Below are 13096 nucleotides of genomic sequence, written 5' to 3'. Positions count from 1 at the left end.
CCCTCGTAAGGGCAGGGCTCACAGCGCCTATCTGCGGAACGCCAGCACGTGCAGCCCCAGGCGCTGCCGCACGATCCAGAACAGCAGGACCGTTTCGAAGGTCAGCGAAATCGACGTCGCGGCCGCGGCGCCATGGCCGCCGTAACGCGGCACCAGGATCAGGCAGAGCACCAGGTTCATCACGAAGGCCAGGGCGTAGGCGAGGGCGCAGATCCGCTGCTCGCCCAGCATGTTGAGCAGGCGCTCGACCGGCCCGATCGCGGCGCGCACCACGAGGCCGATGGCGGCGACGAACATGATGTCGTAGCCGATCACAAATTGCGGCCCGAACAGCCAGAGCAGCGGCTTGCCGAGCGCGAGCAGCACGATGGTCGCCGCCAGCGACGGCCAGAACGTCCAGTTGATGGCGTGCGCGACGTAAGCCGACAGGCGTGCCTTGTCACCGAGCGCATTGTATTCGGCGAAGCGATGCGCGGTCGTCGCCGACATCGCGTAATGAATGAACGACACCAGCGCCAGCGTCTTCACCACGGCGAAGTAGACACCGACCTCGTCGGAGGGGCGGAATTGCTGCAGCACCAGCACGTCGGTGTAGGACAGCAGCAGGTAGAAGCTCTCGACCAGCAGGATCGGCAACGAGATGGCGAGCCAGCCCCTGACGTCATAGGCCTTCGGTCCGGGCTCGATGTGCCCGGCGAGCTTGCGGTTCAGCACCACCATCTGCCCGGTCATCGCGATCCACACAGCGCCCGCGCTCGCCACCATCGCCGCGACCGCGCCGAGATGGTAGCCGAGCAGGAACGCGCCGGCCGTGATGCCGATGATCAGCCCCTGGCGGATGATGAATTGCGGCATCAGGCCGAGCTGCATCCAGTCATGCGAGCGCGCGATGCCGTCCTGGGTGTTGGCGACGACGAAAGCCGGCAGCGTCATGCAGCCGATATAGAGCGGCAGCACCTCGGCCGGATTGATCCAGGGCGAGAGCAGCCTGACGAGGCCGGCAAGGCCAAGCGACACCAGCGCGGAGGCGGCAAAGGTCAGCCAGCGGCTGCCGGAGAGAAAGCCGCGCAGCAGCGCATGCGCGCCGCTGGTGCGGTATTCCGGAATGATCTTCTGCGCGGACGCCGAGATGCCGAAATCCATCATGCTGCCGAGCAGCAGCACCCAGGTCCAGACATAGACATAGATGCCGTAGTCGGAGGTGCCCATCCAGCGCGCGAGCAGCACCTGCGAGAAATAGGCGAGGCCTGCGCTGATCACGCGGATGATGAAGATGGTGCCCGCCAGCCGCCGCGTCAGCGACGCCTCGCTCGATCCGCCCGTGAGCCTGGCCCGCAGCCGCGCGATCAGCCCGGCCGGTCCGGTCGTTGCGGGTTGTGCATCCATCACGGCCACGAAGAGTCCCCAGGCGTTCCGCATGCTGCGGCAGGCTTGCTGCGGTAGGCTTGGGGATTAGCAACCATTCGTTAAGATTCGGTTGGGTGCCTCGTCGTCCTGGCGAAAGCCAGGACCCATTACCCCAGGGAAAAATTTGACGAAGATTCCCGGTTACCAGCCTTCGCCAAACTGCGTCCTGGGGTAATGGGTCTTGGATCTGCGCTTCGCTTGTCCAGGACGACAGCCGGGGCCGGGACGACGATTAGTCCAGGTTCGTATTGAACTCGTATGACTTGTCCGGCCCGACCAGCGTGAACTTCAGCGCCGCGCCGTCGGGCTTGGCGCCCGGGGGTAGTCCGTCGAGCTCGAACGAGAAGCGCTTCACGCCGGCCGGGCTCTCCTTGACCGGTGCGGGAATGGGCAACGCCCAATCGGGCGTCGGCCCTTCCACGTAGAGATGGACGTTGCGGCTGTCGGGCGCGACCACGTCGACGATCACGTTCTTGGGCCCGTCACGCTTGACGTCGCGGATGGTCAGCTGGTTGGGATCGCCGATCGTGGCGGGTTTCGGCACGGTGTCGAGCGCGGCACGCAGGTTCGCGTCCTCGGTCGAGGCGACGCTGTTGAAGCCGAGCTCGGCATTGGCCTCGACGGGAATGCAGAGCTTCTCGCACACCGCATAGTTGATCTCGGCGCGCAGGGTCACCGGCTTGTCGGCGGCCTTGGCGACGATGCGCAGCGGCAGCACGACCTGGTCGTGATAGCCGATCGAATGGCCGCCCGCGCCGTCGTCGAATTTCAGCGGCGCCGGCCACATCACCGTCACCGCTTCGACATTGTCCGACTTGGAGAAGTCGAACCGCGGCGGGACGCCGGAATCGCCGGGCATGCGCCAATAGGTCTTCCAGCCGGGCTGGAGCTGGAAGGCGATACCGCCGAGCAGCACGGCGCCGCTGCGCGACCCCGCGAGCAGCCGCACCGCGGAATGTCCGTCACGCTGCCAGGGTGAGGCGTCGTCGGCACGAGCGGCTAGCGCCAGCGACGACGCAAACAGGGTTGTCACGACGCCAATCGCCGCACGCAGGGGAACTTGTGTGAGCATGGCACGTCTTTACAGGGTCACCCCGGGGCAAACCATTGAATTGCTTGTGATGGATGCACTCGAATCAAATCTCGGCAAGCCTTGATTTGACAGCGGCCCGGCCCGACATCAGGATAGGAATTGAAACCGGAGTGCTTCAGCGATGGCTCCTACTGGCAAGAGGATGGGCGAAGGCACCCGCGGCGCGGGTGTCGCGCTCCCCAATTCGGCCGGTTACCTCGACGGCCGCCTCCTGATCGCGATGCCCGTGATGGGCGATCCCCGCTTCGAACGCTCGGTGATCTATCTCTGCGCCCACTCCGCCGAAGGTGCCATGGGCATCATCGTCAACCATCCGGCAGGCAGCATCGATTTCCCCGAACTGCTGCAGCAGCTCGGCATCATCAAGAAGGGCGAGCACATCAAGCTGCCGGGGAATGCCGAGAGCATGAAGGTGCTGCAAGGCGGTCCCGTCGACACCGGCCGCGGCTTCGTGCTGCATTCCAGCGACTTCTACATCGAGAAGGCGACGTTGCGTATCGACGACGGCGTCTGCCTCACCGCGACCGTGGACATCCTGCGCGCGATCGCCAACGGATCCGGTCCCAAGCACGCCATCCTCGCGCTCGGCTATGCCGGCTGGGCGCCGGGACAGCTCGAGACCGAGATCCAGAGTAACGGCTGGCTGCATTGCGATGCCGACGCGGACCTGATCTTCGGCGACGACGTCGACGAGAAATACGGCCGCGCCCTGCGCAAGATCGGCATCGACCCCGGCATGCTCTCGAACGAGGCCGGGCACGCGTAGCTGGTAGCGGCTTGGCGTAGCTCTCGCCCCATCGTCATTGCGAGGAGCCCTTGCGACGAAGCAATCCAGACTGTCTCCGCGGAGGCATTCTGGATTGCTTCGCTGCGCTCGCAATGACGGAATTCGTTGAGGCTGTATGGCTCCTGACCTAAGGCTGATTGCTCAGCCTACTCCGCCGCCTGCTGCTGCACCGTCGGCTCGGTGCCCGCGACGGTTGCCCTGCGCATATCGCGGGGCTGCGACTGGTCGTAGCGGCGCACGCGGTGCATGGTCTGGCGGTTGTCCCACATCACGAGGTCATGCAGCTTCCATTTGTGGACGTAGACGAACTCGGCTTGCGTCGCGTGTTCGTTGAGATCGCGCAGCAACAGGCGTCCTTCGGGCAGGCTCATGCTGACGACCTTGCCGGCATGCGATGACAGGTAAAGCGACTTGCGGCGATGCACGGGATGGGTCCGCACCAGCCGCTGCAGCACCGGCTTGAACATCTCCTTCTCGTCATCCGTGTATTCGGTGAAGCCGAGCGATCCCCGCGAATACATCAGCGAGTGCTCGCAGACGAGATCCTCGATCTCCGCCTTGGTCTCATCGTCCAGCGCGTCATAGGCCGCGCGCATGTCGGCGAACTCGGTGTTGCCGCCCTTCGGATTCACCACTCGCGCCGACAGCAGCGAGAATTTTGCCGGGATCGGGCGGAACGAGCTGTCGGAATGCCACAGGCAATTGCCGAGATTGAACAGATGCGCGCGGCTGTCCTTGGCGAGCGGCTTGCCGTCCTTGCCGAGATTGGAGACGTCGTTGAGGCCGGACTGCAGCCGGTAATCCTTCTCCTTGGTCACCGTGCCGCCGCGCGCGTCCTCGCGCTGCCCGAAGTTCAGCGCAAACGCCATCTGCTGCTCGTCGCTGATGTCCTGGTCATGAAAGACGAGCACCGCGTATTTGTCCATGGCGGCCTCGACCTCGCGCGCTTCCTCCGGTGTGAGAGGCTTGCGCAGGTCGAGGCCCGAAACCTCGCCGACGAAATGTTTCTGAAGCTGACGGATGGCGATCGTCATGGCGTTCTCTCCCGGTGCCGCGAGCGGTTGGTCCCGCTCTGCTGGCCTAAAAGGCTACTCTCGCATCCGTGGTTGTCAACGCTGGGTGCGCATGGCTGCCTTTGAACATTCACAAGCGGTCCGTCATGCCCGGGCTTGTCCCGGGCATCCACGTTCTTCATGCCGCGCGGCAAGGCGTGAATGGCCGGGACAAGCCCGGGCATGACGTCGTGGATATTGTCGGTGTCCCCGGTGGACACCTCTTGCGCGATGCCATGCGTTCGCCGGGCCTACGCGTTCCTTGCCATCAACCCGCCGTCGACCGGAATCACCGCGCCGGTGAGGAACGAGGCCGCCGGCAGGCACAGGCTCAGCGTCATGTGCGCGACCTCTTCGGGATCACCGTAGCGGCCGAGGGCGGTGCGGCGCTTGGCGTAGATGGTCTTGTGCTCTTCCGAGATGCGGTCGGTGATGGCGGTGCGGATCGGGCCCGGGCAGATGCAGTTGACGGTGATGCCTTCGCGGCCGAGCTCCACCGCCAGCGAACGGGTGAGGCTCGCGACGCCGCCCTTCGCCGCCGAATAGGGGCTGTGCAGCGCGGTCGCGCCCAGCGCCTCGGTCGAGGCGATGTTGACGATGCGCGGGCTCTTCGACTTGCGCAGATGCGGCAGCGCGGCGCGGACGATGCGCGGATGCGCGGTCAGCATCACGGCGATGCCTTTGGCCCAGGCGTCTTCGTAAGCCTCGTCGTCGATTGCGACGCGCACGGAGATGCCCGCATTGTTGACGACGATATCGAGCCCGCCGAAATGCGCGGCGACATCGCCGACCACGCGCTTGATCTCGCCGCCGTCGGCGACATCGAGCTTCCAGGCCTTCGCCACGCCACCACTCGTCGCGATCTCCGTCGCGACCGCATGCGCGCCCTGCTCGTCATAGTCGGTGACGGCAACGTTGGCGCCCTCGCGTGCGAAGACGCGCGCGGTCGCGCGCCCCATGCCGCTCGCCGCCCCCGTCACGAGAACGGTCAGGCCCTTCACCGACCGGCTGAGCTCCCTGAACTCCGTCATGCTGTTTCCTCGCGGCGTCTTGCTTGTTGTTGTGATTGACAAGGCTGGCATCGATCCGCAGACAGGTCAAACAAGCAAAACAAAAGGGAGGTGCGCGATGGCGAACGAGCTGGATTTTTCGGGCAAGCAGGTGCTGGTCGTCGGCGGTTCCAGCGGCATCGGCAACGGCATCGCGCAAGCTTTTCGCGCGAGGGGCGCGGCAGTTGCGGTTTGCGGCACGCGTGCTCGCGCAGCGGAATATTCCGCGGAAGAAGGTTCAGATCTCGCAGGGCTCGCTTACGCGCAGCTCGATGTCGGCAACCCCGGTGCGATCGAGGCGTTCGATCCGTCCTTTGATCGACTCGACATCCTGGTGCTTGCGCAAGGCGCGGTGCTCTATCGCCGAGGCGAGTTCGAGATGGCCGGCTTCCGCAAGGTCGTGGAGGTCAATCTCATGAGCCTGATGGCCTGCGCGACGAGATTTCATTCCATGCTGCGGGACACGCGGGGATCGCTGATCATGGTGTCCTCCACCGCGGCCTATCATTCCACGATGGGCAATCCCGCCTACAACGCTTCGAAGACCGGCGCGGTCGGATTGACGCGGACGCTGGGCGAGGCCTGGGCCGAGGACGGCATCCGCGTTAACGGCATCGCGCCCGGCCTCGTCGACACCAAGATGACGAAGGTGACGACCGACAATCCCAAGCGGCTCGAAGGCGCGCTCGCGCGCATCCCGCTGCGACGGCTGGGCACGCCGGCCGACATGGCGGGCGCGGCCTTGTTCCTGGCCTCGCCGCTGTCGTCCTACATCATCGGCCAGACGCTGGTCGTCGATGGCGGGCTGATTTTGTAGCGATCCGGTAGCCCGGGTGAGCGCAGCGACATCCGGGGCTTTGCTCGCACCGTTCCCGGGTGTCGCTGTGCTCACCCGGGCTCCGAATTCCGTGCTCCCTCCGCGCTACACTTTCGTCGCGGCTTGGAACTGCGCTGCTCCTGATCGGTTACTTGGGCTGACCCCCGAGGAGGAGCATCATGGACACGGATCGGATTGTCGGATCGGCCAAGGAATATGCGGGACGCGCGGAAGGCGCGATCGGAGACATGGCAGGCGATGCCAAGACGCAGGCATCGGGCAAGGCGCGCGAAGCCGCAGGCACGGTGCAGAATCTCTACGGCCAGGCCAAGGATGCCGTGCGTGATGCCGCGGATACCGCCGCCGGCTATGCCAAGGACGCCTATGACAACAGCGGCGATACCTTCCGCGACGGCACGCAGGCGCTTTCCAAGAAGGTGAAGGACAACCCGCTCGGCTCGCTGCTGGTCGCCGGCGGCATCGGCTTCGCGCTCGCGCTGCTGATGTCACGCCCCGCCCGCCGCCCGCCGCCGCGCTGGCGCTATTACGGCTAGTCGATCAACACGCATTTTGTGCCCCGGACGCGCTGCAGCGCTAAAGCGCTGCTGCGCAGAGCCGGGGCCCATTCTTTTTCGGGGATGCCGAGTCCCGGCTCTGCGTCGCGTCACCAAGAGGTGCTGCGCCGCGTCCGGGACATGCGATCAACTACCTGATTTCCGCCGATCGCCCGACGTTACCCGGCGGGCGCGGAATCCCAGGGGTGGGATTCGGATTGCGCGGTCCCGGTGCCGGCGTCATTTGCCGCGGCGCAGGCTGCGGCGAGCCGAAGCCGAAGAAATCCCGGAATGACGGCGTGGCCTGCGCCGGCTGCTGCTGCACCACCGGCGGCTTCTTCGGTGCAAGCTTTGGCGGTGCGATCGCAGCGGCTGCGCCCGGCGTGCCCTGAGCGGCGCCGCCATCAGGCGTCGTCGCCGCCATCGGCGTATCGCCCTTGGCCTGTTCGCGGCCGACTTCGCGGCGCGGCCAGGCATAATCGTCGGCGCGGCCGGCGGGCGCCGCCAGCGGCTCACCCTTCACCATCGTTTTTGCGGCGAGCGCATCGACGGCGGCGGGACGCGAGCCCGGGCCGCCCAGCAATTGATCGGCCGAGATCGAGGCCGCGACCAGCGGCACGATCGGTCCGGCGAGCGGGCGCGGCGCGGGCTTGCCGGGCTCGGCACTGGTGTCGGGCGTCGCAGGCTCGCTCGGCAGCGCGATCGGGCCGGAGCGCCCGGCGAGCAGGCGCGTGATCTCGCGCTCGACATAATGGGCGAGCTTGCGCGCGCCGGGCTTTGTGAAGAAGACGCCATCGGAGCTGCGGAGCTGGCGGATCTGGCCTTCGAAGTCCGGGCCCTTCTGCAGGAAGCGGCCGGCCTCGTCGACAAAGCCGTCCCAGACATCGACATAGGTGATGCCGGCCTTGGCCGCGCCTTCGCGATAGAGCGAATCCAGGAACAGCATGTCCGCCGTTCCCTTCTGTCCGCGGATCGCGGGCAGGCCGACCCAGAGCACCGGTACGCCCTTGGCCTTCAGGACGCCTGCGAGCTCCTCGACCTTCTTGGTGTAGAGCTCGACCCAGCGCTCGTCGCGGAATTCGTAGAGGCCATTCGGATTGCGCGCCGTCTTTTCCGGCGCCGCCGCGGGCGTGTCGGCGTTGTCGGCATCATCCTGCGGCAGGTCGGCATCGGCAGGCTTGTCGTCCGGCTTGGCGGCGGCGTCGGGCTTGGCATCGCCGGGCTTAGCCGGCTGCTTGGCGCGCGCACCCTTGTCGTTCTTCTTATCTTTGTCTTTGTCCTTGTCCGACTTGTCGGCGACAGGCTCGCGGATCGCGATGCGATCGTTGAGGCCGAGCATGACCACGATCACGTCGGGCTTCTCGGTCTCGAGAATGCCTCTCGCGGCCGCGGTCCAATCCGATGGCTCGCCCTTCGGCTGATACTTGATCAGGCCGGACGTGGTCTTGTGCTTGCGGATGACGCCCATGTCGGGCTGCTCGGTGTAGGCGTCCTCGAGGCCATAGGCGAGCCAGTCGGCCATGGCATCGCCGATCACCAGCACGTTCTTGTCGGGAATGGTGTCGCGCTTGGCAGGCGATGGCGCGCGCGAAAAATCCTGGCGCGGCGCCTGCGGCTGTTGCTGCTGGAACGGCGCGAAGAAGTCGCCGCCGAACCAGCCGCCGCCTCCACCTCCGCCTTGGCGCGGCGCTGGGGCCTGGCGCTGCGGCGGACCGCCGAAGCCGGGGAAGTTGAAGAACTGCGCGGAAGCCGGACCCGCGATCGAGACCAATATCGCAAGCGCCGTCCCCAGCGCGATCAGTGGGCCGGTCTCGGTCAGCGCCTTGAACAGGGACTTCTTCGACATGCGATCTCGGGCACGCGCAACGGGGATCGGAAGTGGTTCGATATAATAACGGAATCAGGCGTCAAACGGGCATATTCCGTTGCAGATTTCCTGCAGATTCTTGGGTCCATAGACCGGGGAACAGCCGTCCCCGTCAAGGCAATCGGCCAAAATCCCTGTTCAGGGTTACTTTCGGCGCGATTTTACCGTCCGCGCAGCCGATCCAGCACGTCGGAGGAGGCAAAACCGTCGGCGGGGATCCCGATCGAGGCCTGGAAATTACGCAGGGCTTCCCTGGTCTGGCCGCCGAACTGGCCGTCCGGGGTGCCCTTGTAGAAGCCGCGCTGGGCCAGAAGCTGCTGCAGTTCCAGCCGCTCGGTGCGGGACAATTCGCGCTCCTGGCGCGGCCAGGGCTGCACGAAGGGCTGCCCGCCGCGCAGGCGGTCGGCGAAATGGCCGATTGCCAGCGCATAGGCCTCGGCCGGGTTGTACTTCATGATGACCCGGTAGTTCTGCAGCATCAGGAAGCCCGGTCCCTGCGCGCCCGCCGGTGCCAGCAGATAGGCTTTCTCGGCCGGATGCGGGAAGGGCTGTCCGATCGCACGCTTCAGTCCGAGCTTCTCCCACTGCGCAATCGTCATCGCCTTGGCGCGGTCGGCCAGCATGTAGTTGAAATCCTTGGGCACCACGACCTCGAAGCCCCAGGTCTGGCCAGCCTGCCAGCCGTCCTTCTTCAGGTTGTTGGCGGTGGAGGCGATCAGGTCGGTCGGATTGTCGACGACGTCGCGCCGGCCGTCGCCGTCGCCGTCCACGGCAAAGCGCTTGAACGCGGTCGGCATGAACTGGGTCGGGCCGAAGGCGCCGGCCCAGGAGCCGCGCATCTGCTCCGGTCGCAAATCGCCGCGGTTGAGGATCTCCAATGCGGAGAGGAATTCGTCCTTGAAATAAGCCTGGCGGCGGCCGATGCAGGCGAGCGTCGCGGTCGATTGCAGCACGCTGCGGTCGCCCATCTGCGTCGAATAATTGGACTCGATGCCCCAGATCGAGGCGATGATGTAGCGGTCGACGCCGGTCGCCTTCTCGGTGGCATCGAACTGCGCCTTGTATTTCGCGAGCACCTCACGCCCCTTGGCGAGACGGTTGTCGTTCACGAGGATGTCGAGATAGTCCCAGATCGATTTCGTGAACTCCGGCTGCGAGTCCATCAGGTCCATGATGCGCAGGTCGGGCGAGAGGCCGGCGGTGAAGCGTTGGAAATTGTCCTGGGTGATGCCGCGCCGTGCGGCATCGGGCCACATGCCGGCGACGCAATTGTTGAAATTGCCGGCGGCCTCGCGGATCGCGGAGGCCGTCATCAGCGGATGGCCGGAGGCACCGTCCTCGCCGCTCCAGGGTTGTGCGCCGCCGGGGCCGGGTGCCGGTTGCGATGGGGCAGGGTTTTGCCCTGAGAAGATGCCGCCGAACAGATTGGAAAGGCCGTTCTGCGCCTGGGCATGCGCGTGAACCGGCAGCAACAAGGCGACCGCAAGCATCGTTCCGCCGGTCACAAATCCAGCACGTTTTGCCAGCCCTGCCACTGATTGCATCATGTCCTATCCGCCCGGCCAAAATCCGCCATCAGGAGGCCCGGTACCGGTTGCCAATAGCTTAACAAAGGTGAAATTTTAGTGGCTGCATTTTTCTTAACCCCGGCACGCACGAGGCCCCACATCCGCCTTTGTTAGCGGCTGCAAACAAGCTAGCAAGATGCCATTGCTCACCTCACCTATCTCCTCAGGTATCCGATCGCTCCCATGAAAATTCGCAAAGCCGTATTTCCCGTCGCCGGCCTCGGCACTCGCGTCCTGCCCGCCACCAAGGCGATGCCGAAGGAGATGCTGACCATCGTCGACAAGCCGCTGATCCAGTACGTCTATGACGAGGCGCGGGAAGCCGGCATCGAGCATTTCATCTTCGTCACCGGCCGCAACAAAAACGTCATCGAAGATCATTTCGACAAGATGTTCGAGCTCGACGCCACGCTGGCTGCGCGCGGCAAGAAGGCCGAGCAGGAGATCCTGGCACAGAACCAGCCGGACGCCGGCGCCGTCAGCTTCACCCGCCAGCAGGCGCCGCTCGGCCTCGGCCACGCGGTCTGGTGCGCGCGCGACATCGTCGGCAACGAGCCGTTCGCGGTGGTGCTGCCGGACGAGCTCGTGCTCAACACGCCCGGCTGCCTCAAGCAGATGATCGAGACCGCGAGCAAGCTCGGCGAGAAATCCAATGTCATCGCGGTCGAGGCGGTGCCCGACCATCTCACCCATCAATACGGCATCTGCGGCGTCGGCAAACGCACCGGCAAGATGTTCGAGGTTGACGGCATGGTCGAGAAGCCGGCCAAGGGCACTGCGCCCTCCAACCTCTCGATCACCGGCCGCTACATCCTGCAGCCCGAGATCTTCAAGATCCTGGAGACCCAGGAGCGCGGCGCCGGCGGCGAGATCCAGCTCACCGACGCCATGATCGGCCTCGCCAAATCGCAGAAATTCTACGGCGTCGAGTTCGAGGGCGAGCGCCACGATTGCGGCTCCAAGCCCGGCTTCCTCCGCGCCAACATCGCCTACGGCCTGCGCCGCCCCGAGCTGCGCGAGGGCCTGATCGCGGAGATGAAGAAGTATCTGGGGCAGTAGGTCTCGGTGTCGTCCCGGCCTGGCGCGCAATTCCGCGCGGGGGGCCGGGACCCATACCGCGTGATCTATCGCTTCCGTTCGGTAGCAATACCGGACTGCGAGTCTTCGCCAAACTCTTCCCTGTGGTTATGGGTCCCGGCCTTCGCCGGGACGACACTGAAGATGTGGCGGCTTGCACGCGTCCGGCGACGACAGCCACCCCTCACGCCACCAGCGACAGCTGCGGCAGGTTCGCGACCATCGACTGGTTGCGGCCACCGGCCTTGGCCGCGTAGAGCGCCTTGTCGGCCGCGGCGACCAGCACGGCCCAGTCGAGGCCGGCGCTGGGGACGAGGCTGGCAACGCCGCAGGACACCGTCGACGTCGCCTGATCGTCGGACCAGCCCTGCACCTTGAGGCGGATCGTCTCGGCGATCTTGAAGGCCTCGGTGACCGTGGTGCCAGGCAGCAGCACCGCGAATTCCTCGCCGCCATAGCGCGCGGCGCAGTCGCCGGCGCGCCGCACCGAGTCGGAAATGCAGATGGCGATGCCGACCAGAACCTGGTCGCCGGCCTGGTGGCCGAACGTGTCGTTATAGGCCTTGAAGTGATCGGCATCGATCATCAGGAGTGCGACCGGCGTCTTCTGGCGCATCGCGCGCCGCCATTCGAGCTCGATGACGCTATCGAACTTGCGGCGGTTCTTCAGGCCGGTGAGCGCGTCGGTCGTCGCGAGCTCCTCGAGCTTGCGCTCGGCCTCGGCGCGCCGTCCGATCTCGCGCGCGAGCACCAGCGTCGATGCCAGCATGAACACGATGAGCGCCAGCACCACGGCGCCGATGCGATAGGCCTCCTTCCGCCACAGCTCGAACACCGCGGCGAGCGGCTTGCCCGCCACCACGAACAGCGGTCCGCCGTCGCCGCTGCGCGCGTAGAGCCGCGGCGTCGGATCGACCGGGCCCTGGCCGGAATAGGAGCTGCCGATGCGGAGATTGTCGGCCTTCCAGCTCTGGCGATCGTTCAGGTTCTTGCCGATCACGTCGAGGTCGAACGGCCGCCGCATCATGATGGTGCGGTCGCGCCGGAGCACGGTGATGGTGTCTTCTGGGTCGAGATTGAGCCGCTCGAACAATTCGTGGAAATAGCTGAAGCGGATCGAGCCGGTGACGACGCCCATGAAGCCGCCGTCGGTGTCGCTGATGCGCCGGCTCAGCACGATCGAATAGGCGCCGCGGAACAGCATCGGGCGGCTGATGAAAAGCCCGGCGCCGGGATTGTCGCGATGGACCGTGAAGTAATCCTCGTCGGCACGGTTCTCCGGCACGGGATCGAGCGTGGAGGCGTCGATGGTCAGTCGGCCCTCGGCGTCGAACACCTGGATGGCGCCGAAATGCTTGGCCGTCGTCGCATGGTCGAACAGGATCAGGTGGCGGACCGGCTTGGAAACCGTGGCGAGCTCCGGCAGCAGCATGTTGCTGGCGACCGCCTTCAGCGACAGGTCGTAGATCTCGATGTTGCGGCTGATGTCGGACTCGATGGTGGTGGCGAGGTTCTCCAGCGTCTGGCGGGCCAATGCCTCCTCGCCGCGACGCATGTCCAGCATGACGTTGACGCAAATGGCGGAAAAGCCGATCACCGTCACCACCGACGAGATGATCAGCAATTTCGCCGAAATCCGCCACGGCCGCCGGGCCATGACTTCGCGCCATCCAGACAACATCGTTTGCTCCCGACATTAGTGGATGCGCCCGAAAGCTTGAGTAGTGTTTAAGGCAGGACGGCGCTGCCGCAATGAGTTAAGAATCGGTGTATGTGACTAACGATTTTCGGCAGGCTGACGTGACGAGACCCGGGCTCCGGGCGA

The 13096-nt window shown here is 65.5% G+C and carries 11 protein-coding genes; 4 read left to right on the top strand and 7 right to left on the bottom strand.

Translation table 11 applies throughout. The features are described from left to right. Window positions 1-27 precede the first annotated feature (27 nt). Window positions 28-1395, bottom strand: coding sequence for a flippase (locus tag A7X65_RS36355; protein WP_063694306.1), 1368 nt, complete (start codon window positions 1393-1395; stop codon window positions 28-30). Window positions 1396-1639: 244 nt separating this feature from the next. Beyond that, window positions 1640-2479 (bottom strand): protein-disulfide reductase DsbD domain-containing protein, encoded by an 840-nt coding sequence (locus A7X65_RS36350; RefSeq protein ID WP_063694201.1) that lies wholly within the window; start codon window positions 2477-2479, stop codon window positions 1640-1642. Window positions 2480-2621: 142 nt separating this feature from the next. Between A7X65_RS36350 and A7X65_RS36345 the strand changes: the two genes are divergently transcribed. Continuing rightward, a complete protein-coding gene (locus A7X65_RS36345) occupies window positions 2622-3266 on the top strand; it encodes a YqgE/AlgH family protein (protein ID WP_063694200.1) in 645 nt (214 codons plus the stop codon). A gap of 167 nt (window positions 3267-3433) precedes the next feature. Here A7X65_RS36345 and A7X65_RS36340 read toward each other — a convergent pair whose 3' ends face one another. Then, window positions 3434-4321 carry a TauD/TfdA dioxygenase family protein gene (locus tag A7X65_RS36340; protein WP_063694199.1) on the bottom strand — a complete coding sequence of 296 codons (888 nt, stop codon included), beginning with the start codon at window positions 4319-4321 and terminating at the stop codon, window positions 3434-3436. A gap of 269 nt (window positions 4322-4590) precedes the next feature. After that, window positions 4591-5370, bottom strand: coding sequence for an SDR family NAD(P)-dependent oxidoreductase (locus A7X65_RS36335; RefSeq protein ID WP_063694198.1), 780 nt, complete (start codon window positions 5368-5370; stop codon window positions 4591-4593). A 97-nt stretch (window positions 5371-5467) separates the two neighbouring features. On the opposite strand from A7X65_RS36335, the gene A7X65_RS36330 reads away from it, so the two are divergent. Beyond that, on the top strand, window positions 5468-6205 hold the full coding sequence (locus tag A7X65_RS36330; protein ID WP_063694197.1) for an SDR family NAD(P)-dependent oxidoreductase: 738 nt from the start codon (window positions 5468-5470) through the stop codon (window positions 6203-6205). A 179-nt stretch (window positions 6206-6384) separates the two neighbouring features. After that, a complete protein-coding gene (locus A7X65_RS36325) occupies window positions 6385-6759 on the top strand; it encodes a CsbD family protein (protein WP_063694196.1) in 375 nt (124 codons plus the stop codon). 151 nt (window positions 6760-6910) lie between these two features. Here the strand turns inward: A7X65_RS36325 and A7X65_RS36320 are convergent, their stop codons facing one another. Together A7X65_RS36320 and A7X65_RS36315 are read right to left on the bottom strand one after the other, a co-directional pair. Continuing rightward, entirely contained in the window at window positions 6911-8605 is a 1695-nt protein-coding gene (locus A7X65_RS36320) for an SGNH/GDSL hydrolase family protein (RefSeq protein WP_063694195.1), read from the bottom strand. Between the two features lie 182 nt (window positions 8606-8787). Further along, a complete protein-coding gene (locus tag A7X65_RS36315) occupies window positions 8788-10170 on the bottom strand; it encodes a lytic murein transglycosylase (RefSeq protein WP_430643864.1) in 1383 nt (460 codons plus the stop codon). A gap of 207 nt (window positions 10171-10377) precedes the next feature. Between A7X65_RS36315 and galU the strand changes: the two genes are divergently transcribed. After that, window positions 10378-11253, top strand: coding sequence for a UTP--glucose-1-phosphate uridylyltransferase GalU (galU, locus tag A7X65_RS36310; protein WP_063694193.1), 876 nt, complete (start codon window positions 10378-10380; stop codon window positions 11251-11253). Window positions 11254-11455: 202 nt separating this feature from the next. On the opposite strand, the gene A7X65_RS36305 is transcribed toward galU, so the two are convergent. Next, the gene (locus A7X65_RS36305) at window positions 11456-12952 is read right to left on the bottom strand and encodes a sensor domain-containing diguanylate cyclase (protein ID WP_063694192.1); all 1497 of its coding nucleotides are present in this window, start codon (window positions 12950-12952) and stop codon (window positions 11456-11458) included. Between the last annotated feature and the right edge of the window lie 144 nt (window positions 12953-13096).

It is taken from the genome of Bradyrhizobium stylosanthis, assembly GCF_001641335.1.
GTDB classification, from domain to species: domain Bacteria; phylum Pseudomonadota; class Alphaproteobacteria; order Rhizobiales; family Xanthobacteraceae; genus Bradyrhizobium; species Bradyrhizobium stylosanthis.
This window is presented reverse-complemented; position numbering and strand designations above follow the sequence as displayed.

Bases quoted from the DNA above. Each gene is read 5' to 3' on its own strand.
- A7X65_RS36350 (WP_063694201.1), bottom strand. From the start codon at position 2,479: ATGCTCACACAAGTTCCCCTGCGTGCGGCGATTGGCGTCGTGACAACC.
- A7X65_RS36345 (WP_063694200.1), top strand. From the start codon at position 2,622: ATGGCTCCTACTGGCAAGAGGATGGGCGAAGGCACCCGCGGCGCGGGT.
- A7X65_RS36340 (WP_063694199.1), bottom strand. From the start codon at position 4,321: ATGACGATCGCCATCCGTCAGCTTCAGAAACATTTCGTCGGCGAGGTT.
- A7X65_RS36335 (WP_063694198.1), bottom strand. From the start codon at position 5,370: ATGACGGAGTTCAGGGAGCTCAGCCGGTCGGTGAAGGGCCTGACCGTT.
- A7X65_RS36330 (WP_063694197.1), top strand. From the start codon at position 5,468: ATGGCGAACGAGCTGGATTTTTCGGGCAAGCAGGTGCTGGTCGTCGGC.
- A7X65_RS36325 (WP_063694196.1), top strand. From the start codon at position 6,385: ATGGACACGGATCGGATTGTCGGATCGGCCAAGGAATATGCGGGACGC.
- A7X65_RS36320 (WP_063694195.1), bottom strand. From the start codon at position 8,605: ATGTCGAAGAAGTCCCTGTTCAAGGCGCTGACCGAGACCGGCCCACTG.
- A7X65_RS36315 (WP_430643864.1), bottom strand. From the start codon at position 10,170: ATGCAATCAGTGGCAGGGCTGGCAAAACGTGCTGGATTTGTGACCGGC.
- galU (WP_063694193.1), top strand. From the start codon at position 10,378: ATGAAAATTCGCAAAGCCGTATTTCCCGTCGCCGGCCTCGGCACTCGC.
- A7X65_RS36305 (WP_063694192.1), bottom strand. From the start codon at position 12,952: ATGTTGTCTGGATGGCGCGAAGTCATGGCCCGGCGGCCGTGGCGGATT.